Genomic DNA, 20,409 nt, shown 5'->3' with positions numbered 1-20,409 from the left:
CCGGCGGGTCCCGCCTCAGGGCAACCCGCAATTCCCCATCTCGACGAGCCAACCGACGCGCGGCGCGCCTGCCATGGCGCCTGTACCCCGTCGCCCCACCGGCAAGTCACCTGCCGCAGCACCGGCCCCAGCGTCAGGGTGTGGTGCAGCTGCGGTGCTCGGTCCACCAGACGAAGGTTCTGGTGCGAGCACCCGAGGCTCTCGGCCACACCTCCGCGTCGGCGACTCAAGCGTGCGCCGAAGGCCCGGCAGGAGGCGGGACGCAGTCCACCGGGCGGAGGTCCAAACCGAGGCCAAGGCGAGCCATTCGGGGCCGCGAATGTGTAAAGCGACAGAGTGGGGCATAGAGGGAGCAGCGATCCCGAATTAAAGGAGGCTGGACTGTGACCGTCACCGGAATCATCACGGCCATTGTGATCGGCGCCATCATCGGTGCGCTCGGTCGACTCGTGCTGCCCGGCCGGCAGCCCATCGGCATGCTGATGACCATCGTCGTGGGGATCGTGGCCGCCCTGGTGGGCACCGCGATCGCCCGTGGCGTCGGCGTGGCCACCACGGCCGGCGTCGACTGGATCGAATTGGTCTTCCAGGTCGGTCTGGCCGTCATCGGTGTCGCCGCCGTCGCCGCCTTCCAGCGGCGCGGCCAGCGCGGCGTCCGTCGCTGACCCGCCGATAAGCGGTCTGTGGAAGCACCCCGGCAACGGTTCGCCGTTTTCACCGCCGACGAACTGAATATCGAGTGAGGTTCGACTCCTCCCGCGAGCAGGTCATGTCGCCTCGTCCCGCCCGTACGCCCCAGCCGAGTACGCGGCCACACGGGAGCCACGCGACCTGATGCTCGCCGCCGGGAGCCACTGGACGCGGCCACGTTCACCGTGGCCGCGTCCAGCCGTGTTGCGGGGAACTGGTGCAGCCCGATGGGTACGGCGTGTCAGCGTCCCAGCTCGGCACCGCCTACCTGCGTGGCTACATACACAGCCCCGTGACCACGAGACACCGCAGCGGCACGCTCGCCCCGAACGAGCGGTGCGCGGACTCCAGAGACGTGCATCAAGACCGATGCGACGCCCCCTCTATGCGCTCGAGCCCGCCGTCTCCCGGCGGCGCGTGAGGTTGAGCTGAAGTCCGCCAGGCACGTAGCGGCCCCGCCGTCAGCCAGAACGTGATCTCACGGGGGATGCTCTACGGCCGTAAACGCTCGAAGAAGCCCTGGTAGCCGCAGGGACGGGCAGAACTGCCCGGCTCAACCCGTTCAGGCTTCTCTGGCTTCTACAGGCTGCCACCCACACCAGACGATTGGACCGCGCGCTCTACGCAAGAGGTCACGCCCCTGGTGTCGAAAAGCGTCAACGGCCGCGCCCCGAACGCTCCCCACATCGGAGAGCGGCCCCGCCGTAGGTTGCTCAGCAGTGCAGCGTCGACTGCCCCGCCGCCGGAGAGCTGGAGCGCAGCGTCCAGCGCGAGATTCGGTGAACCGCGTCTCGCGTCTCGCGGGTCTGGGTGCCGTCACCGAACACCGGGCCCGCCGCAGACGAACTCACCCCGGCCTTGGGTCAGAGGCATGCAGGGTGACCGTGAAGCCGCCGATTCGGGGTGGCTGCAACATCCGGTGGACGAAGGGGACCTGCGCGGAGCGTGGGGGAGCCGTCAGGCGAGGAGCTCTTCGGCGGTGTCGATGGTGGCGGCGCGCTGTACCCAGCGTTCGAGCTGGTCGAGGTCGTTGCAGTTGGTGACGCGGTCGCGGATGTGGTCCGGAACGGCGATGCCACGGGCCTCCAGCACGAGCAGCACCGACCTGGCCTCGCCCTCGGCCCGACCCTCAGCCCGGTGGGTGATGGCGAACTCCGACTTCCACTCGTAGTTGTCGAGCTTCACAGTCTCCTCCAGGAGCTTGCGGGCGGTGTCAGAGAACCGCGACATCACGTAGTCATGGTACAACGCACCGGTGTCACCGGTGAGGGCGTCGAGGGCGGCAGAGAGGCTGCTGACGACGGCTCTGGCGTGCGGGCCGTCGGCATGGGCGGGGGCGCTGAGCACGGCGAGTTCGGGGAGGCGGCAGGCCGTGGCCGGGTCGGTGATGGGAGGCAGGATCTCGGGATAGACGGTCAGGGGCTTGAGCACCCAATCGGGGTGGCCCATGTCGATCGGGGCGGCGCAGCTTCGCGCGGTGGCCTGGTCGGGGCAGAACACCAGCAGCGTCACCGGGCATCTGCGGCGCAGGCGCAGCAGGGCCAGGTAGGCGGGCCAGCTGAACGTCTTCTCCTCCCGGGCCCGCAGCTGTGACTCCACCACGACGCCGAGACTGGGCGTGTCGGGGTCGTTCAGCAGGACGGTGGCGTCGCAGCGCAGCTCGGCCGGATGAGTGTCGGCATAGGTCTCCGACGTCAGGGTGGCCTGGACGTCGCCGGGCACATCGAGGCCGAAGACGCTGCGCAGTAGTTCGGGGACGAGCTGCGGCCGGTTACGGACCATCTCCAACGGCAGCTCGTGATCTGAAGTCGGCACGCGCTGCAAACTATCAGTAATCAATCACTCACAATGTGTTCATGTCGCATCTGGTGGCCAGTCGCGTCGGAAGGGCCTCCTGGCTGGGCTGCGGCCGGCTCTGAGGGGCCTCTGAGCAGGTTGACGCCTGCTGTGGTGATGGGCGGCGGAGTTGTCGCCCTGGTGGTTCGCATGGGGGCGGGGGCGGTGCTGCGGGGATTCGTTCGGATGACGGGGTGCGTGGTGGGCGCTGGTTTCCCAATTGGTTAGTTAACCGGTTGGTGAGGGACATCGATCAATTGAGCGTTACGTTCGCCGCGCTTGCCGACCCGACGCGGCGGGCGATTCTGGCGCGGTTGGCGTAGGGGGAGGCCACGGTCGGTGAGCTGGCCGAACCGTTCGACCTGAGTGCGCCGGCCATCTCCAAGCACCTGAAGGTGCTGCAGAAGGCGGGGCTCGTGGAGCAGGGGCGGCAGGCGCAGTGGCGTCCCTGCCGCTGCGCCCGGAGCCGCTGCGCGAGGTGGCCGAGTCGATGGCGGTGAGGCGCCGTTCAGGGGCGAGTACCTGGAGGTCGTGCTGCCCCGGCGGCTCGTGCGGACGTTGGTCTTCGACGTGGAGCCGGTCAACGGCGGGCCCGCAGCCGTTGAAACGATCACCCTGGAGGAGGTCGGCGCCGGGACGAAGGTCGTCCACCACACCCGCTTCCCGTGGCAGGAGGCGCTGGACGCCGCCCTGTCGCAGGGCATGTCGAAGGGCGTGCTGGAGCAGGTCGACCGGCTCGCCGCGCTGCTGACCGCGACCGCCTGACGACGATGGCGGCCGAGGAACGCACCGCGACGCCGGCCGGGATCGCGGCCTGGGTGCTGCAGATCCTGCTCGGCCTCGCCATCGCGGGGGCCGGAGCGGCCAAGCTCGCCGGCGACTTCGGCATGGTGCGGATGTTCGACGACATCGGTACCGGGCAGTGGCTGCGGTTCGTCGTCGGAGCGCTGGAGGTCGCCGCCGCGGTGGGGCTGATGGTTCCGCGGCTGCGCGCTCTCGCCGCGTTCTGCCTGCTGCTACTGCTGATCGGCGCCACCCTGGTCAACCTGACGGTGCTCGACAGCAATCCGCTCAGCGCCATCGCCTTGGCCGCCCTGGCATCGGGCATCCTGCTGCTGCGGCGCCAGGAACTCCCGTTCAGACCGAAACGCTGATGGGGAGTGGCCCACGCCCAGACGCGCGGGCTGAACGGTCAGGAGACGGCTTGGCCGGGGGTGCCGGGGTCTATGCGGCGGTCGCGGTTGCGTTCGTTCCAGGCGCGCATGCGGTTGGGGTAGCCGACGATCTGGACGTCGTAGACGGGGAGCTTCAGGTCGCGGGCCACCTTGGCGATCACCTTGGGCGAGCCGACGCGGCGGCGGGTCCACTCGCCGTCGTGGGCGACGGCGACCGCGGTGGTGTCGGTGGCGAACGTCTCGGGCTCGACGTAGAACTCCACGCCCTGGCGGCTGCGCGCGAAGGCGATCAGTGCCTCGATGTCGGCGTCGGTGGCCTCACGGTCCAGCCTGGTGACCGATGCGCCGCGGTTTTTGCGGATGCCGAAGCGGTCGCGGAACCTCATCGCCGTCCCCGTCGTCTGGTGCCGCCCCGGAGCGGTTCCGGGACGCATACGCGTAAGACGATAACGCCCCTCCCATCGAACGGGTTCCCGACACAGGCACGTATGTCCGCCTGTGGTGCGGGGACCCCGGCTTACACTGCTGGCCCGGGCAGAAGATCATTTACAGGGGGGTGCGGTGACCGGTCGGCGCTGGACGGCCATGATCCAGAAGTCGGCCGCGGCGGTCGCCGTGCTGGCGTCGTTCGGATGGCTGAGCACGCTGGCCCCGACGGGCACGGGGCCGTCCATCCCCGTCGCGGTTCCGGCGCCGAAGCCCGCGCCCACCCCGACTCCGACGCCTGAGCCGCCTCCGGTGGACTGCGCGCGGGCCAAGTGCGTGGCGTTGACGTTCGACGACGGGCCGATGCCCGGTACCGGGAAGCTGCTGGACATTCTGGCCCAGCAGCGCGTCAAGGTCACGTTCTTCCTCATCGGCAGGAACGCCGCCACCTATCCCGACCTGGTGCGGCGGGAGGCGGCCGAGGGGCACGAGCTGGCCAACCACAGCTGGTCGCACGTCGACCTGGGGCGTGCCTCCAGCGCGAAGGTGGAGAGCGAGCTGTCGCGCACGCAGGACGCGATCCGCAAGGCGAGCGGGGTGACGCCCCTGCTGATGCGTCCGCCCTACGGGTCCACGGATACCACGGTGGCGGGCGTCGCCAAGCGGATGAAGCTGGCGCAGGTGCTGTGGGCCGTCGATCCGCTCGACTGGCAGGTGCGGAACACCGGGACGGTCGAGCGCCGGGTGCTCAAGGGGGTGCGGCCGGGGATGATCGTGCTGATGCACGACATCCATTCGACGACGGTGAAGGCCGTGCCGCGCATCATCGAGCGGCTCCGGGCTGATGGATACACGTTCGTGACGGTGTCCCAGCTGTTCGGGAAGTCGATGACGCCCGGTAAGGAGTACACCGAGCTGGAGCAAGAGACGCCGGAGCAGCCGGGGCAGGTCTCCGACCGGAGGTGACGCCCGTCCCCCTTATGGAGGGGGAGGGAATCAGGGGCGGCTCAGGGGTGTCCCCGATTCCGGGCGAGCGGCGGGGCACCGACGATGAAGGGCATGGAGAGCACTTACGCCACCGGGCACCTGCGGGTGTCGGACGCGGAGCGGGAGCCGGTCATCGCGCGCCTGCAGGACGCCTACGCCGAAGGGCGCCTGGAGCACGCCGAGTTCGACATGCGCATGCACCTGGCCATGACGGCCAAGACCCGGAGCGATCTGGCGGCGGTGACGCGCGACCTGACGCCGGGCCCGGCGCTGCCGGCGGCGGAGGGGGAGCCGACGGGCGAGGAGCGGCTCGCGGCGGCGCTCGCGCACTTCGGCGGATACCTGACGCTGTTCGTGGCGCCGCTGGTGCTGATGCTGGTGTACGGCAGGAAGTCGCCGTACGTGCGGCGGCACGCGGCCGAGGCGGTGAACTTCCAGCTCACCGTGCTGGCGGTGACGATCCTGACGTTCGGCGTCGGGGCGCTGCTCTACACGATCACCTGGGTGGTGGCGGGCGTCGCGGCCGTCCACGCGCTGGTGGGGCAGCCGTTCCGCTACCCGTGGATCCTGCGGCCCGTCAAGTGACCTCGTCCAGGCCGTCCAGCGCGGGCAGGCCGTCGATGCTCGTGGCGTTCTTTTCTGCCTGGTAGGCGCTCAGCTTCTCGGGGGTCTTGCGCGCCGCCCAGTCCTTGAGCATGTCGCGGTCGCCGGCCGGTTCCATGTAGGGGACGCCGTAGCCGCAGGAGTCGGCGATCCGGTCGACGGCGACGACGATGATGGCGCGGCTGCCCGGGGTGTCGACGGGGAAGTGGCGGGCCAGATCCGGCCACTGCGGGGAGCCGGGCGTCACGACGCGTCCGGTGCCGTACAGCCGCAGGATGTTGGGCGTGCGGCCGAACGAGCAGAACATGACCGTGATGCGGCCGTTCTCGCGCAGGTGCGCGATGGTCTCCGCGCCCGAGCCGGTCAGGTCGAGGTATCCGACGGTGCGGTCGTCGAGCACGGCGAAGGTGTCGGCGTAGCCCTTGGGCGAGACGTTCACATGGCCGTCCGCGGGGGCGGTGGCCACGAAGAACATCGGCTGGGCGACGATGAAGGCGCGCAACCGCTCGTCGATGCGGTCGTAGATCTTTCCCATCGTCTCCTCCCTCCTTGTGACGACGCTAACCCCACGGATATGTGGACGATACATGGGATGATCGATTTACTGTGTGCGTGGGGGAGGACTGATGACCGAGCTAGCGATCAGAGACGATCACCAGCGTGCGGTGGAGGCGCTGCGCCGGTCGTACGACGCCATTCCGGCGGGGACGCCGGTGCGGCTGGCGAAGAAGACCTCGAACCTGTTCCGCTGGCGGGACCCGTCGGACGCGCCCGGGCTGGACGTGTCGGGGTTCGACAAGGTGCTGAGCGTCGACCCGGAGGCGCGCACCGCCGACGTGCAGGGCATGACCACCTATGAGGACCTGGTGGACGCGACCCTGCCGTACGGGCTGATGCCCACGGTGGTGCCGCAGCTGAAGACCATCACGCTCGGCGGCGCGGTGACCGGCCTCGGCATCGAGTCGACGTCATTCCGGCTCGGCCTGCCGCACGAGGCGGTGCTGGAGATGCAGGTGCTGACCGGGGACGGCCAGATCGTCACCGCCACCCGCGACAACGAGCACTCCGACCTGTTCTTCGGGTTCCCCAACTCCTACGGGACGCTCGGCTACTCGCTGCGGTTGAAGATCGAGCTGATCCCCGTCAAGCCGTACGTGCGGCTGCGGCACCTGCGGTACGGCTCGGCGGAGGCGTGCGCGAAGGCGATCGCCGAGCTGAGTGAGGCGAAGGAGTACGAGGGCGAGCCGATCGACTTCCTCGACGGCACGGTGTTCGGGCCGGGCGAGGCGTACCTGACGGTCGGGTCGTTCGCCGACAGCGCGCCCTACACCTCCGACTACACCGGCCAGAAGATCTACTACCGGTCCATCCAGGAGCGGTCGGTGGACTTCCTGACGGTGCGCGACTACATCTGGCGCTGGGACACCGACTGGTTCTGGTGCTCGCGTGCGTTCGGCGTCCAGCATCCGCTGGTGCGCCGGGTGTGGCCGGACAAGGCCAAGCGGTCGGACGTCTACCGCAAGCTGGTGGCCTACGACCGGCGGTTCCATGTCGTCGCCCGGATCGACCGGTGGCGGGGGGAGCGTCCCCGCGAGGACGTCATTCAGGACATCGAGGTTCCGGTGGAGCGGCTGCCGGAGTTCCTCGACTTCTTCCACGACAAGGTGGGCATGAGCCCGGTGTGGCTGTGCCCGCTGCGCGCGCGCGACCGCTGGCCGCTGTACCCGCTGGAGCCGGGCCGCACGTACGTCAACGTCGGTTTCTGGGGGACGGTCAGGCTGCCTCCGGGGAAGATACCCGAGTACCACAACCGGCTCATCGAACGTAAGGTCGCCGCGCTTGACGGGCATAAGTCCCTCTACTCGACTGCTTTTTACAGCCGTGACGAGTTCTGGCGGCACTACGACGGGGAGACCTACCGACGGCTCAAGGAGACGTACGACCCCGACAAGCGCCTGCTGGACCTCTACGACAAGTGTGTGCGCGGGCGCTGAGCCGCGCCACCGGGGGGATGCCCCGGCGGAGCCGGGGCTCGGCCCGGCTCGGGGCGGAGAGACAGGAGGAAGAACATGACGCTGGCCAGGGTCTTCGAGGAGCTCGTCGGGCCTGACGCGCCAGTGGAGTTCGTCGCGTACGACGGGTCGCGGGCGGGCAGTCCGGGGGCCGACATCCGCTTCGAGGTGCGTTCCCCGTACGCGGTGTCCTACCTGGTGCACTCGCCGGGTTCTCTTGGGCTGGCTCGGGCGTACGTCAGCGGGCACCTCGACGTGCACGGCGACATGTACACCGCGCTGTCGACGATGCAGCAGGCGCTGGGTGACGTGTCGTGGGGGGACAAGGCCAGGATCCTCGGAGAGGTGGTGCGCAACCCGCTGCTGCGCGCGGCGGTCAGCCGCCGTCTGCCGCCGCCGCCCCAGGAGGCGCCGTTCAGCCGGGTGCCGTCCTGGCTGCGCCACTCCAAGCGGCGCGACGCCAAGGCCATCTCGCATCACTACGACGTGTCCAACACCTTCTACGAGTGGGTGCTGGGGCCGTCGATGGCCTACACGTGCGCGTGCTTCCCCCGGGAGGACGCCACCCTGGAGGAGGCGCAGTTCCACAAGCACGACCTGGTCGCCAAGAAGCTCGGCCTGCGGCCGGGCATGCGGCTGCTGGACGTGGGCTGCGGCTGGGGCGGCATGGTGATGCACGCCGCCAAGGAGTACGGGGTGAAGGCGCTGGGCGTCACCCTGTCCAAGCAGCAGGCCGAGTGGGCGCAGAAGGCCATCGCCGACCGCGGCCTGTCGGAGCTGGCCGAGGTGCGGCACCTGGACTACCGGGACGTGGAGGAGACCGGGTTCGACGCGGTCAGCTCGATCGGACTGACCGAGCACATCGGCAAGGCCAACCTGCCGTCGTACTTCTCCTTCCTGTACGACAAGCTCGTGCCGGGCGGCCGGATGCTGAACCACACCATCACCCGGCCCGACAACCTGGCGCCGGCGATGAAGCCGGGCGGGTTCATCAACCGGTACGTGTTCCCCGACGGTGAGCTGGAGGGCCCGGGGTACATCCAGTCGAAGATGAACGACGCGGGCTTCGAGATCCGTCACCAGGAGAACCTGCGCGAGCACTACGCCCGCACCCTCGCGGGCTGGTGCCGCAACCTGGACGCGCGCTGGGACGACGCCGTCGCCGAGGTCGGCGAGGGCACCGCCCGGGTGTGGCGGGTGTACATGGCCGGCTGCATCATCGGTTTCGAGCGCAACTGGATCCAGCTGCACCAGACGCTTGGCGTCAAGCTCGACGCCAAGGGCAACTCGCACATGCCGCTGCGTCCCGACTGGGGCGTGTGACCCGCACGGGCGTAGAGCCGTCGCAACGGGCGAACAACGGGCTTCCGCGGGCGCGACCCGCGGAAGCCCGTTTCCGTTGCGGCCCGAACAGCCGCTCGGCGTGAGCAGCCCGAGGTCAGACCCTCGGCGGAGGTGACGGACGCCACGGCCTGGGCGCCGGTCGGTCGCTGTTGTAACGTCGCGCTCGGTGGGCGAGGGAGGAGCCGAGGTGGACGACGTGCGCGCGGGGACCGTCACGGCGAACGGGGTGGAGTTCGGCTATCTGGAGGCGGGCCCGGACGGCGGGCCGCTCGCGCTGTGCCTGCACGGCTTCCCCGACTCCGCCCGCACGTGGCGGCACCTGCTGCCCGAACTGGCCGACGCCGGTTACCACGCCGTCGCCCCGTTCATGCGCGGCTACGCGCCCACGGCGGTGCCGGACGACGGCGCGTACCAGACCGGCGCGCTCGTCGCCGACGCCGTGGCGCTGCACGAGGCGTTCGGCGGCGGCTCCGACGCGGTGCTCGTCGGGCACGACTGGGGCGCGTTCGCCACCTACGGCGCCGTCGCCCACGCGCCCGAGCGGTGGCGCCGCGCCGTGACGCTCGCGGTGCCGCCGATGGCGTCGATGATGAGCTCGTTCTTCCAGTACGAGCAGCTCAAGCGGTCGTTCTACATCTTCCTGTTCCAGACGCCCCTGGCCGAGGCCGCGGTGAACGGCGCGTTCGTCGCCGGGCTGTGGCGGGACTGGTCGCCCGGCTACGACGCGACGGACGACGTCGCCCACGTCATGGACTGCCTGGCCGAACCCGCCAACCTCGCCGCCGCCCTCGGCTACTACCGGGCCATGTTCGATCCGTCCCGCCACGTCGACCGGTACGCGGCGCAGCAGGAGGCGGTGTCCGCTCCCGCCGGGCGGCCGCTGCTCTACCTGCACGGAGCCGACGACGGGTGCCTCGGCGCGGACGCGTTCGCGCCGGGCGGGGACGTCTCGGCCGTGCTGGCCCACCTGCCGCCCGGCTCGCGCGCCGAACTCGTCCCCGGCACGGGCCACTTCCTGCACCTGGAACGTCCCGCCGAGGTCAACCGGCTGATCCTGGACTGGCTCGCCGCCGCCCAGGGGTGACTGTGACGGTTGTCACGCGGGAGAGACTCCCGCGCCGGCGGTTTACTTTGCGAGGCTGTTTGTAAACCGAATGGCGTTCTGAAACTCGGGTGGCGCGATGCTCAAGGTCGAGGACATCAACCTGACGGACAGGGACTTCTGGCGGCGTCCGCTGGAACACCGGCACGAGGCGTTCAAGGCGCTGCGCTGGGAGCCCGGCCTGGTCCGCTTCGAGGAGCCGGACGTGCGGATCGTCCCGCGCGGGCCCGGCTACCTCGCCCTCACCCGGCACGCCGAGGTGCTGGAGGCCTCCCGGCGGCCCCAGGACTTCTGCTCCGGACACGGCGCCACCAACATCCCCGACATGCCGGGCGACCTGCACGAGTACTTCGGCTCCATGATCAACATGGACGATCCGCGGCACGCCCGGCTGCGCCGCATCGTGTCACGCGCGTTCTCCCCGCGCATGATCCAGCGGTTCGAGGACCGGGTGCAGCACGTCGCCGCCGACCTGGCGGCGCGGGTGGCGGCCGGCCGCGGCACCGGCGACTTCGTGGCCGACGTCGCCGCCCGGCTCCCGCTGACGATCATCTGCGACATGATGGGCATCGCGCCCGAGCACCACGACACCGTCCTGGACGCCACCAACGTGATCCTGGCGGGCAACGACCCCGAGTTCCTGCCCTCCGACGACCCCGAGGAGGCCGCGCTGGCGCTGATGGGCGCGGGCCAGACGCTCAAGGAGATCGTGGCGGACCTGGCCCGGCGCCGCCGCGCCGAGCCCACCGACGACCTGACCTCCGCGCTGGTGAACGCCAACATCGACGGGGAGTCGCTCACCGACCAGGAGCTGGGCTCGTTCTTCATCCTGCTCGTGGTGGCCGGCAACGAGACGACCCGCAACGCCATCGCGCACGGCTTGGACCTGCTGACCCGGCACCCCGACCAGCGCGCCCTGCTCGTCGCCGACTTCGAGGGACGCGTCGGCGGCGCCGTCGAGGAGATCGTCCGGTACGTGTCGCCGGTCGTGTGGATGCGGCGCACCGCCACCCGCGACACCACCCTCCTCGACCACGACATCAAGGCGGGCGACAAGCTGCTGCTCTACTACTGGTCGGCCAACCGGGACGAGACCGTCTTCACCGCCCCCGAACGCTTCGACATCCTGCGCGACCCCAACCCGCACGTGGGGTTCGGCGGCCCCGGCCCGCACTTCTGCCTGGGCGCCCACCTGGCCCGCCGCGAGATCACCGTGATGTTCCGCGAGCTGCTGCGGAGCCTGCCCGGCATCCGGTCCGACGGCGAGCCCGACCGCCTGGACTCCAGCTTCATCAACGGCATCAAGCGGCTGGCGTACACGTTCTGAACGCCTACGCCTGCTGAACGTTCGAGGAACGCCCGGTGACGCCGCCCGGTGGAACGGTGCGGGCGGCCTAGCGTGGACGGGTTGACCTTAGGACGTCCACCCCGGGAGTGGCCCGTGACGCAGGCCGGCAAGTTCGGCGACGACGCCGCGACGCAACGGGAACGCGCCGACCGGCTGGCCGCGGAGAACGCGGCCGTGCGGGCGCGGCTGGACGAGGTCGAGCACGAAAGGCGCGACCGCGACCGGCACGTCGAGCTGCTCAGGCGGCGGCTGGCCGAGGTCGCCCGGGAGCTCGGCGACACGGGGCGGCGCGCCGCCGAACAGGCGCACCGCGCCGAGCAGGCCGAATGGCAGGCCGAGGCGATGCGGCGACGGCGCCGGTGGCGGCTGGGCGAGGCGCTGACGGCGGTGCGGCGGCGCCCGCTGGCCGCCGCGTCCTACCGGCGGTTCGCCGGGGCGCTGCGCGGCCGCGCGCTGCCCGCGGCACCACCCGACGCGCCGAAGCGGACCCGGCGCCCGGAGATCCGCGTCGCCGACACCGAGCCGCTCGACGCGCCCGCCGCGGCGATCCCCGACGGGCCGGTCAACCGTCCCGGCGTGACCGCCGCCGTCGTCGCGTCCCCGGCCGTCGCGCTCGCGCTGCGGTACGAGTGGCGGCAGCTGGACGGCTTCCGCCCCGGTACCGACGACTGGCGCGACGTCTTCGAGGCCGAACGCCCCGACCTGCTGCTCGTCGCGTCGGCCGCGTCCGGGCTGCCGATCGAGGAGATGGCCGCGTGGTGCCGCGAGCACCGCGTGCCCACCGTGTACTGGGACACCGGCGACGGCCCGCACGAGCACGCCGCCCTGTTCGACCACGTCTTCGCCGTCGACCAGGCCACCGCCGCGCGGCACGCCAACGGCGCGCGCCTCCTGCCCTTCGCGGCGCAGCCGCGGCTGCACAACCCGATCCGCGTCCCCGGCCAGGGGCGGTACCCGCTGCTGTACGAGGGCGACTACGACGAGGAAGACGAGCCGCTCCTCGCCCCCGCCCCCAAGCTCGGCGCGCACTTCCGCGGGCACGGCTTTCCCCACAAGTACCGGCAGCGCGTCGTCGCGCCCCTGCCGTACGAGAAGTCGCTGACGGCGCGCAAGCACTACCAGGTGCTCCTGGCCGCGGACGGCCGGCAGCCCTACGAGGCGGCGGCCGCGGGCGTCCCGGTCGTGCTGCGACGGTCGGCACCCGGGTTCGGGCCCGCGGTCGCGGACGCCGACGAGGGACGGACCGTGCTGCGCGCGCTGCTCGCCGCTCCCGAACTGCGCGACCGGCAGGCCCATCTGGCGTGGCGCGACGTCCACGCCGCGCACACCTACCGGCACCGCGTCGGCACCCTCCTGGAGGCGGTCGGCCTGCGCGACCCCGCCCCCATCGTGCCGCCGCCCGTCTCGCTGGTGCTGTCGACGAACCGTCCCGGCCAGATCGACCACGCCATCGCCCAGACCGCGCGGCAGACCTGGCGTCCCCTGCAGCTGGTCATCGTGCTGCACGGCCTCGACGTGGAGACCGCGGCCGTCGAGAAGCGGGCCCGCGAGGCCGGGCTCGACGACGTCGTGGTGCTGACCGCCGACCGGTCACTGCCGCTCGGCGCCTGCCTGAACCTCGGCCTGGACGCGGCCGGCGGCGCCTACGTCGGCAAGATGGACGACGACGAGCTGTACGGCCCGCACTACGTCGCCGACCTGGTCGCCGCGTTCTCCTACGCCGACGCGGGCGTGGTCGGCAAGCTCGCCCACTACGCCTACCTGGAGTCGGTGGGCGCGACGGTGCTGCGCTGGCCCGACCACGAGCACCGCCACGTCGACCACCTGCGCGGCGGCGCCCTGCTGGCCGAGGCGGACCTGCTGAGGACCTACCGGTTCGCCGACCTGCCGCGCGGCGAGGACACCGACCTGTTCCGGCGGCTGCGCGGTGACGGCGTCCGGTTGTACGCGGCCGACCGGTACTCGTTCGTCACCGTCCGGCACGCCGACCCTTCCAAGCACACCTGGCAGCCCGACGACCGGCGCCTGCTGGCCAACGGCCGCGTCGCCTTCTACGGCTTCGCCGAGGAGCACGTCCTGTTCTAGAACGGGACCGTCGTCCTCTGCGTCGCAGCGCCCGGCACCTCCTCGCACGAGGCGCTCGCGCTGTCGCGCGTCGTCGGCCCACCGGGCATGCGGCCCGCCCACCGCCCCTGACGGCGGCGCGGCCGGGGGCGGTGGGCGGACTCGGCTGGGGTCAGCGCAGCTCGCGCTTGAGGATCTTGCCGGTGGCGGTCATCGGCAGCTCGTCGCGGAACTCCACGATCCGCGGGTACTTGTAGGCGGCGAACTGCTCCCTGCCCCAGGCGACCAGCTCGTCCTCGGTGATCGTGGCGTCCGGGGTGCGGATCACGTACGCCTTGATCTCCTCGCCGTGGCTGTCGTGCGGCACGCCCACCACCGCGGCCAGCGAGACCTGCGGGTGGGTCATCAGGACCTCTTCGATCTCCCGCGGGTACACGTTGAAGCCACCGCGGATGATCATGTCCTTGGAGCGGTCGACGATGAAGTAGAAGCCGTCCTCGTCGCGGCGGGCGATGTCGCCGGTGCGGAACCAGCCGTCCCGGATCGCCTCCTCGGTGGCCTCGGGACGGCCGTGGTAGCCCTTCATGACGTTGTGGCCGCGCACCGCGATCTCGCCCGGCCCCTCGCCCTCGATCGTCTTCCACTCGCCGTCGATCAGCTTCATCTCCACGCCCCAGATGGGGGTGCCGATCGAGCCGGGCTTCAGGCCGACGTCCGCCTGGTTGAACGAGGCCACCGGCGAGGTCTCCGACAGCCCGTACCCTTCGAGGACCTTGACGCCGAACTTGGCCTCGAAGCCCTTGAGCACCTCCAGCGGCAGGGACGCCCCGCCCGACACGCAGGTGTGCAGGTGCCGCGTCACGTCCTCGGTCGGGACCGTGCCCTGGTCGGACAGCAGCGCCCAGTACATCGTCGGGACGCCCGCGAAGATGGTGACCTTCTCCCTGGCCATCAGCCGCAGCGCCTCGGCGGGCTCGAACCGGGGCTGCAGCACCAGCGTGGCGCGGCGCCGGATGCCCACGTTCATCACGCAGGACTGCCCGAAGGCGTGGAACATCGGCAGGGTCATCAGCGACACGTCGTGGTCGGTGCGGTGGAACATGGCGTCCGACACGAACGCGTTCATCAGCATGTTCATGTGGGACAGCTCGGCGCCCTTGGGCTGCCCGGTGGTGCCGCTGGTGTAGAGGATCACCGCGGTGTCCTCGGCGGACGTCTGCGCGGGCTCGCAGGTGCCCGGCTGCGCCCCGACCGCGGGCCAGAACAGCTCGGCGTCCTCGTACGGCGACTCGGCGGCCCCCGGGTCGGCCGTCATGAGGAACAGGTGCTCGCACCCGGCGGCCTGCTGGAACCCGGCGCGCCCCATCTCACCGAGCGGCAGCTCGGGGGTGCCCTCGAACGCGAACAGCGCCCTGGCGCCGGAGTCGTCCAGGTGGTAGGCGATCTCGCGCGGCTTGAGGAGCACGTTCAGCGGGACGACCGCCGCGCCCGCCTTGAGGATCCCGAAGTACACCATCGGGAAGTACGGCACGTTGGGACACGACAGCGCGACCTTGTCCCCCGGTCCGATCCCGCGTGCGCGCAGCAGGTTCGCCACCTGGTTGGCGATGGTGTCGATCGTCGCGTACGACAGCCGCATGTCGCCGAACACGACGGCGTCACGGTCGGGCGACTTGCGAGCGGCGTCCTCCAGCAGGACCGAGAGGTTGAGCATGGCACTCCTCAGCGCGGGGCGTCACCGAGCGGTTGTTACCGGCGAGTCTACGAACGGTTGCGCCCATCCTGCTGGATGGCGCCCCGTCCGCGCACCCCTGTGACGAGCCCTTTTCGCGCGCCCCGGCAAATGTGACCGGGCGGTTATCCAACCGGGCCGGCGGGTGCGCGGCGGCGGCCTGCCGGGGAGGGGACGGCAGGCCGCCGCGGGGAGGAGGCCGGTCGGATCAGCCGAAGTTGACGTCGGCGCACTGGTAGAAGGCGTTGCCCGTGTCGGCGATGTCCCAGACGGCCAGGATGACGTGGCGGCCGGACTTGGCGGGCAGGGTGCCGGTGTGCGACACGTTCGACGGCGGCTGCTTGCCGCCGTAGTTCTGCTGCAGGAACGGTGCCGGGTCCAGGGCGGACCGGGTGAGCCGCTGGGTCGGGTTCCAGCCGTTGCGGGTGATGAAGTAGCGGAACGAGGTGGTGGCGTGCGCGGCGGTGAGGTTCCAGCTGAAGGTGAACGACTGGCCGGACCTGACCTGCGTGGCGGGCCACTGGCCGCCGCGCGGGTCGTCCAGCGGTGCCCAGCGGCTGTCGCCGCCGGCGCAGATCATGCCGTCCGCGGGCCCGGACTGGGGGAAGCCCTTGGGGCCCTCGACGCTCTGCGGCTCCCACTGGATGGGGCCGCAGTTCTGGACGGTGCCCTGCTTGCAGTGCAGGGCACGGCTGACGGGGGAGGTGGTGTAGCCGTGCGCGAACGCGGGCGCGGCGCTGACCAGGGGCAGGCCGACGGCGACGGCCGCGGCGACGGCGAGGGAGCTCTTGCGGGGCATGCGCGTTCCTCCTGGCGGGGTGGGAGACCGGCGCGGCTTCTAATAGGAAACCTTCCTATCGATTTCTGAGATTAGCGGCCGCCGCCGCGCCGTCAAGACCCAATTCCGCCGAGCCCGGGCCTTCCGGCCGCACGCCTCCCTCGGGACGTGTGTCCGGGTGCGTCCCCGCCCCGCCTTGCTTCTGCGCTAGTCTTGGTATATGCGGACAGGAAGGCTGCTTCTCAGCCGGCCGCGCTGACGGACGAACCAGTCGGCGCGGCGACCCCTCCATTGGCGAGGGGTCGTTTCGTGTTTGTCCTTCGGCGGGGCCGCCGGGGGCCGGGGATCGTCTCCCGGAACCGGCAGCGCACCAGCCGAGGCCCCGCAGCCAGAGCCGTTCGGTACCAAGAGGACCAGTGGAGTAGCGACCGTGAGCAGCGACGACACCTCCCGCGCCACGCCGGGAGGTTCAGGGGGGCCCGCCTCCCTGAACGACGGGTACGACCCCCGGGCCATTCAGCAGAAGTGGCAGGCCCGCTGGGCGGAGCTCGACCCGTTCAAGGTGGTCGAGGAGGACGACGGCCGCGAGCGCCGCTACGCGCTGGACATGTTCCCCTACCCCTCGGGCGACCTGCACATGGGGCACGCCGAGGCCTACGCCATCGGCGACGTGGCCGCCCGCTACTGGACGCAGCGCGGCTACAACGTCCTGCACCCCATGGGCTGGGACTCCTTCGGCCTGCCCGCCGAGAACGCCGCGATCAAGCACAACGCGGACCCGGTGCGGTGGACCTACGACAACATCGCGACCCAGGAGGCGTCGTTCCGGCGGTACGCCCCGTCCTTCGACTGGTCGCGGCGGCTGCACACCTCCGACCCCGAGTACTACCGGTGGACGCAGTGGCTGTTCCTGCGCTTCTACGAGCGCGGGCTGGCCTACCGGCGCGGCGGCCGGGTCAACTGGTGTCCCAAGGACCAGACCGTGCTGGCCAACGAGCAGGTCATCGGCGGCCACTGCGAGCGCTGCGGCACGCTGGTCGAGCGGCGCGTGCTGACCCAGTGGTACTTCAAGATCACCGATTACGCGGACCGGCTGCTGGACGACATGGCCGCCCTGGAGGGCAAGTGGCCCGACCGGGTGCTGCTGATGCAGCGCAACTGGATCGGCCGCTCCACCGGCGCCGACGTCGACTTCGTCATCGAGGGCCGCGACCAGCCGGTCACCGTCTACACCACCCGCCCCGACACCCTGCACGGGGCCACCTTCATGGTGGTGGCCGCCGACGCCGAGCTGGCCGAGGAGATCTGCGCCCCCGAGCAGCGCGCCGCGTTCGAGGCCTACCGCGAGCAGGTCTCCCACGAGAGCGAGATCGAGCGGCTGTCCACCGAGCGCGAGAAGACCGGCGTGTTCCTGGGCCGGTACGCGATCAATCCGGTCAACGGCGAGCGCATCCCGATCTGGGCGTCCGACTACGTGCTGGCCGAGTACGGCCACGGCGCGATCATGGCCGTTCCCGCGCACGACCAGCGCGACCTGGACTTCGCGCTGAAGTTCGGGCTGCCGGTGCGCGTGGTGGTCGAGACCGGCCAGCCCGACCCGGCCGAGACCGGCGTGGCCACCACGGGCGATGGGCGCATCGTCAACTCCGGCCCCATCGACGGGCTGAACAAGGCCGACGCGATCACCCGGATCATCGAGATCCTGGAGGAGAAGGGCCTGGGCAAGGCCGCGGTCAACTTCCGGCTGCGCGACTGGCTGGTGTCCCGGCAGCGGTTCTGGGGCTGCCCGATCCCGATCGTGCACTGCCCGTCCTGCGGCGAGGTCCCGGTGCCGGACGACCAGCTGCCGGTGCGGCTGCCCGACGACCTGCGCGGCGCCGACCTGAGGCCCAAGGGCACCTCGCCGCTGGCCGCCGCCGAGAACTGGGTCAACGTCGAGTGCCCCAAGTGCGGCGGCGCGGCCAAGCGCGACAGCGACACCATGGACACCTTCGTCGACTCGTCCTGGTACTACTTCCGGTACTGCTCGCCGACGTACGAGGACGGGCCGTTCGACGTCGAGCAGGTCCGCAAGTGGATGCCGGTCGACCAGTACACCGGCGGCGTCGAGCACGCCATCCTGCACCTGCTGTACAGCCGGTTCTTCACCAAGGTGCTGTACGACCTGGGCATGATCGACTTCACCGAGCCGTTCACCCGCCTGGTCAACCAGGGCCAGGTGATCCTGAACGGCAAGGCGATGTCCAAGTCGCTGGGCAACATGGTCGACCTGGGCGAGCAGATCGAGCAGTGGGGCGTCGACGTGGTGCGCCTGGCGATGCTGTTCTCCGGGCCGCCCGAGGACGACATCGACTGGGCCGACGTGTCGCAGCCCGGCATGGCCAAGTTCCTGACGCGCGTGCACCGCATCGCCACCGACGTGACGTCCGCACCCGGCACCGACCCCGCGGCCGGCTCGGTCGACCTGCGGCGCGTCACCCACCGCACCATCGACGAGGCCACCACGCTGATCGAGCAGCACCGCTACAACGTGGCGATCGCCCGGCTGATGACGCTGGTCAGCGCCACCCGCCGCGCCATCGACGAGGGCCCCGGCCCCGCCGACCCGGCCGTCCGGGAGGCCGCCGAGACGATCGCGGTGCTGCTGTCGCTGTTCGCCCCCTACACCGCCGAGGAGGCGTGGGAGCGGCTGGGCCGTGAGCCGTCGGTGGCGACCGCGGGCTGGCCGGCGGCCGACCCGTCCCTGCTGGTGCGCGAGTCGGTGACCTGCGTGGTGCAGGTCGCGGGCAAGGTCCGCGACCGCCTGGAGGTGCCGCCCGACATCGCCGAGGACGAGCTGGAGCGGCTGGCGCTGGCCTCCGCCAAGGTCAACGAGGCCCTGGCCGGCGCACGGATCCAGCGCGTCATCGTCCGTCCGCCCAAGATCGTGAACATCGTGCCCGCCAAATGAGCACGCTGCACCTCCTGCTGCTGCGCTACCGCGGCACCGAGGACGAGGTCGAGCCGCACGTGCCCGCCCACGTGGCGTACCTGGAACGCCACCACCGGGCGGGCACGTTCCTGGCCTCGGGCCAGACGGTGCCGTCCGAGCACGGCGGCGCGATCATCGCGCGCGGGACCGACCGCGCCGAGATCGAAAAGATCGCCGAGAATGACCCGTTCGTCTGCGCGGGCGTGGCCGAGTACGAGATCATTACAGTCGATGTGGGCCGGGTCCATCCGGCCCTGGCGGGACTGGCCGGCGTCGGCCCGTCCCGCGTCCGCGCCCCGGGAGAGCCGCCCGGCTGACGCGGCGCATCGGCCGCGCAGCCCGCGGTCCAGGCACCGGCGGGCCCGAATCCGAGCCTGACGGCCGCGAGCGGAGAACCACCGCCGCGGCCGTGTCTCGGCCTGGCCTGGCAGGCGCGCCTGGGCGCGGGCGCCGAGCGGCGCTCGTGGACGAGCTGGAACTGGAATGGGTGGAGACGAGTGCGTCCGCACGCGGTTGTCGAGATGACGCCTCCTGCGCACAGCGCGGGGCGCATGCGAACGCCCGCCACCGCCCTGGGGGCCGGTGACGGGCGCGCGGGAGTGACCTGGCCGCGCCGGGCCGGGACGTCACATCTTGCGCAGGACGGCGACGACGCGGCCCAGGATGGACGCCTCGTCGCCGGGGATCGGCTCGTAGGCCGGGTTCTGGGGGACCAGCCAGATGTGACCGTCGCGGCGCTTGAATGTCTTGACGGTGGCCTCGCCGTCGATCATCGCGGCGACGATGTCGCCCTGCTCGGCCACCGGCTGCTGGCGCACCACGACCCAGTCGCCGTCGGCGATCGCCGCGTCGATCATCGAGTCGCCGGTGACCTTCAGCAGGAAGTGGGTGCCCTCGCCGACGAGCTGCTTGGGCAGGGTGAACACGTCCTCGACGGCCTCCTCGGCCAGGATCGGCCCACCGGCGGCGATCCGTCCCACCAGCGGCACGTAGGCGGGGGCGGGACGCGGCGCGGTGTCCTGGCCGGCGCCGGGCGCGTCGAAGTTCTCGGTGTCGGTGCGCACCGGCGTGGCGCCCGGGACCCGCACCTCGACGGCGCGCGGCCGGTTGGGGTCGCGGCGCAGGTATCCCTTGCGCTGCAGCGCGCGCAGCTGGTGCGACACGCTGGAGGTGCTGGTCAGGCCGACGGCCTCGCCGATCTCGCGCATCGAGGGCGGGTAGCCGCGACGCTGCACCGAGTCGCGGATCACCTCCAGCACCATGCGCTGCCGCTGGGTCAGGCCCGCCTCGTCCATGGGGCCGTCGGGCAGCTCCCGGACCTTGGTCATCGCTCGTCGCCTC

Annotated in this window: 17 protein-coding genes and 2 pseudogenes; 13 read left to right on the top strand and 6 right to left on the bottom strand. The window is 71.1% G+C overall.

All coding sequences use genetic code 11. From position 1 onward, the window contains the following. Positions 1 to 383: 383 nt before the first annotated feature. On the top strand, positions 384 to 665 hold the full coding sequence (locus tag ABD811_RS15850) for a GlsB/YeaQ/YmgE family stress response membrane protein (RefSeq protein WP_344947403.1): 282 nt from the start codon (positions 384 to 386) through the stop codon (positions 663 to 665). Between the two features lie 982 nt (positions 666 to 1,647). Here the strand turns inward: ABD811_RS15850 and ABD811_RS15845 are convergent. Next, positions 1,648 to 2,505 carry a hypothetical protein gene (locus ABD811_RS15845; RefSeq protein ID WP_344947400.1) on the bottom strand — a complete coding sequence of 286 codons (858 nt, stop codon included), beginning with the start codon at positions 2,503 to 2,505 and terminating at the stop codon, positions 1,648 to 1,650. A gap of 269 nt (positions 2,506 to 2,774) precedes the next feature. On the opposite strand from ABD811_RS15845, the pseudogene ABD811_RS15840 reads away from it, so the two are divergent. The 3 genes and pseudogenes from ABD811_RS15840 to ABD811_RS15830 form a co-directional block, all read left to right on the top strand. Beyond that, positions 2,775 to 3,020: pseudogene (locus ABD811_RS15840) on the top strand (ArsR/SmtB family transcription factor); the annotation flags it as partial. A gap of 25 nt (positions 3,021 to 3,045) precedes the next feature. Continuing rightward, positions 3,046 to 3,291 (top strand): annotated as a pseudogene (locus ABD811_RS15835) (SRPBCC domain-containing protein); the annotation flags it as partial. Between the two features lie 5 nt (positions 3,292 to 3,296). After that, positions 3,297 to 3,680, top strand: coding sequence for a DoxX family protein (locus tag ABD811_RS15830; protein ID WP_344947397.1), 384 nt, complete (start codon positions 3,297 to 3,299; stop codon positions 3,678 to 3,680). Positions 3,681 to 3,718: 38 nt separating this feature from the next. On the opposite strand, the gene ABD811_RS15825 is transcribed toward ABD811_RS15830, so the two are convergent. Continuing rightward, positions 3,719 to 4,087, bottom strand: coding sequence for a hypothetical protein (locus ABD811_RS15825; protein ID WP_344947394.1), 369 nt, complete (start codon positions 4,085 to 4,087; stop codon positions 3,719 to 3,721). A 175-nt stretch (positions 4,088 to 4,262) separates the two neighbouring features. Between ABD811_RS15825 and ABD811_RS15820 the strand changes: the two genes are divergently transcribed. After that, positions 4,263 to 5,093: a polysaccharide deacetylase family protein gene (locus ABD811_RS15820; RefSeq protein ID WP_344947391.1), complete on the top strand. Its 831-nt coding sequence runs from the start codon at positions 4,263 to 4,265 to the stop codon at positions 5,091 to 5,093. A gap of 93 nt (positions 5,094 to 5,186) precedes the next feature. Beyond that, the gene (locus ABD811_RS15815) at positions 5,187 to 5,699 is read left to right on the top strand and encodes a DUF1707 and DUF4870 domain-containing protein (protein WP_344947387.1); all 513 of its coding nucleotides are present in this window, start codon (positions 5,187 to 5,189) and stop codon (positions 5,697 to 5,699) included. Here the strand turns inward: ABD811_RS15815 and ABD811_RS15810 are convergent. Next, the gene (locus tag ABD811_RS15810; RefSeq protein WP_344947386.1) at positions 5,692 to 6,252 is read right to left on the bottom strand and encodes a pyridoxamine 5'-phosphate oxidase family protein; all 561 of its coding nucleotides are present in this window, start codon (positions 6,250 to 6,252) and stop codon (positions 5,692 to 5,694) included. The genes ABD811_RS15815 and ABD811_RS15810 overlap by 8 nt on opposite strands. Before the next feature lie 91 nt (positions 6,253 to 6,343). On the opposite strand from ABD811_RS15810, the gene ABD811_RS15805 reads away from it, so the two are divergent. The 5 genes from ABD811_RS15805 to ABD811_RS15785 all read left to right on the top strand — a co-directional run bounded on the left by ABD811_RS15805 (position 6,344) and on the right by ABD811_RS15785 (position 13,608). Further along, entirely contained in the window at positions 6,344 to 7,711 is a 1,368-nt protein-coding gene (locus ABD811_RS15805; protein ID WP_344947384.1) for an FAD-binding oxidoreductase, read from the top strand. A gap of 75 nt (positions 7,712 to 7,786) precedes the next feature. Next, entirely contained in the window at positions 7,787 to 9,052 is a 1,266-nt protein-coding gene (locus tag ABD811_RS15800) for a class I SAM-dependent methyltransferase (RefSeq protein WP_344947382.1), read from the top strand. A 187-nt stretch (positions 9,053 to 9,239) separates the two neighbouring features. Beyond that, positions 9,240 to 10,157: an alpha/beta fold hydrolase gene (locus tag ABD811_RS15795; RefSeq protein ID WP_344947381.1), complete on the top strand. Its 918-nt coding sequence runs from the start codon at positions 9,240 to 9,242 to the stop codon at positions 10,155 to 10,157. Positions 10,158 to 10,254: 97 nt separating this feature from the next. Next, positions 10,255 to 11,502, top strand: a complete 1,248-nt coding sequence (locus ABD811_RS15790; protein WP_344947379.1) for a cytochrome P450 — start codon at positions 10,255 to 10,257, stop codon at positions 11,500 to 11,502. 114 nt (positions 11,503 to 11,616) lie between these two features. Then, positions 11,617 to 13,608: a glycosyltransferase gene (locus tag ABD811_RS15785; RefSeq protein WP_344947377.1), complete on the top strand. Its 1,992-nt coding sequence runs from the start codon at positions 11,617 to 11,619 to the stop codon at positions 13,606 to 13,608. Between the two features lie 151 nt (positions 13,609 to 13,759). Here ABD811_RS15785 and ABD811_RS15780 read toward each other — a convergent pair whose 3' ends face one another. Both ABD811_RS15780 and ABD811_RS15775 read right to left on the bottom strand, forming a co-directional pair. Beyond that, a complete protein-coding gene (locus ABD811_RS15780; RefSeq protein ID WP_344947376.1) occupies positions 13,760 to 15,301 on the bottom strand; it encodes a long-chain-fatty-acid--CoA ligase in 1,542 nt (513 codons plus the stop codon). 226 nt (positions 15,302 to 15,527) lie between these two features. After that, positions 15,528 to 16,118, bottom strand: coding sequence for a lytic polysaccharide monooxygenase auxiliary activity family 9 protein (locus ABD811_RS15775; RefSeq protein WP_344947375.1), 591 nt, complete (start codon positions 16,116 to 16,118; stop codon positions 15,528 to 15,530). A gap of 466 nt (positions 16,119 to 16,584) precedes the next feature. Between ABD811_RS15775 and leuS the strand changes: the two genes are divergently transcribed. Continuing rightward, on the top strand, positions 16,585 to 19,047 hold the full coding sequence (gene leuS / locus ABD811_RS15770) for a leucine--tRNA ligase (RefSeq protein WP_344947479.1): 2,463 nt from the start codon (positions 16,585 to 16,587) through the stop codon (positions 19,045 to 19,047). Beyond that, positions 19,044 to 19,385: a YciI family protein gene (locus tag ABD811_RS15765; RefSeq protein WP_344947374.1), complete on the top strand. Its 342-nt coding sequence runs from the start codon at positions 19,044 to 19,046 to the stop codon at positions 19,383 to 19,385. The genes leuS and ABD811_RS15765 overlap by 4 nt, the downstream gene beginning before the upstream one ends. A gap of 309 nt (positions 19,386 to 19,694) precedes the next feature. Here ABD811_RS15765 and lexA read toward each other — a convergent pair whose 3' ends face one another. Further along, positions 19,695 to 20,396, bottom strand: coding sequence for a transcriptional repressor LexA (gene lexA / locus ABD811_RS15760; RefSeq protein WP_344947372.1), 702 nt, complete (start codon positions 20,394 to 20,396; stop codon positions 19,695 to 19,697). Positions 20,397 to 20,409: the final 13 nt, after the last annotated feature.

Origin of the sequence: Actinomadura miaoliensis (assembly GCF_039536785.1) — a bacterium.
GTDB lineage: Bacteria > Actinomycetota > Actinomycetes > Streptosporangiales > Streptosporangiaceae > Spirillospora > Spirillospora miaoliensis.
This window is presented reverse-complemented; position numbering and strand designations above follow the sequence as displayed.

Excerpts from the sequence above, each read along its gene's own strand:
- ABD811_RS15810 (WP_344947386.1), bottom strand. The coding sequence starts at position 6,252 with ATGGGAAAGATCTACGACCGCATCGACGAGCGGTTGCGCGCCTTCATC.
- ABD811_RS15780 (WP_344947376.1), bottom strand. The coding sequence starts at position 15,301 with ATGCTCAACCTCTCGGTCCTGCTGGAGGACGCCGCTCGCAAGTCGCCC.
- ABD811_RS15805 (WP_344947384.1), top strand. The coding sequence starts at position 6,344 with ATGACCGAGCTAGCGATCAGAGACGATCACCAGCGTGCGGTGGAGGCG.
- lexA (WP_344947372.1), bottom strand. The coding sequence starts at position 20,396 with ATGACCAAGGTCCGGGAGCTGCCCGACGGCCCCATGGACGAGGCGGGC.
- ABD811_RS15830 (WP_344947397.1), top strand. The coding sequence starts at position 3,297 with ATGGCGGCCGAGGAACGCACCGCGACGCCGGCCGGGATCGCGGCCTGG.
- ABD811_RS15815 (WP_344947387.1), top strand. The coding sequence starts at position 5,187 with ATGGAGAGCACTTACGCCACCGGGCACCTGCGGGTGTCGGACGCGGAG.
- ABD811_RS15790 (WP_344947379.1), top strand. The coding sequence starts at position 10,255 with ATGCTCAAGGTCGAGGACATCAACCTGACGGACAGGGACTTCTGGCGG.
- ABD811_RS15765 (WP_344947374.1), top strand. The coding sequence starts at position 19,044 with ATGAGCACGCTGCACCTCCTGCTGCTGCGCTACCGCGGCACCGAGGAC.
- ABD811_RS15775 (WP_344947375.1), bottom strand. The coding sequence starts at position 16,118 with ATGCCCCGCAAGAGCTCCCTCGCCGTCGCCGCGGCCGTCGCCGTCGGC.
- ABD811_RS15800 (WP_344947382.1), top strand. The coding sequence starts at position 7,787 with ATGACGCTGGCCAGGGTCTTCGAGGAGCTCGTCGGGCCTGACGCGCCA.
- ABD811_RS15825 (WP_344947394.1), bottom strand. The coding sequence starts at position 4,087 with ATGAGGTTCCGCGACCGCTTCGGCATCCGCAAAAACCGCGGCGCATCG.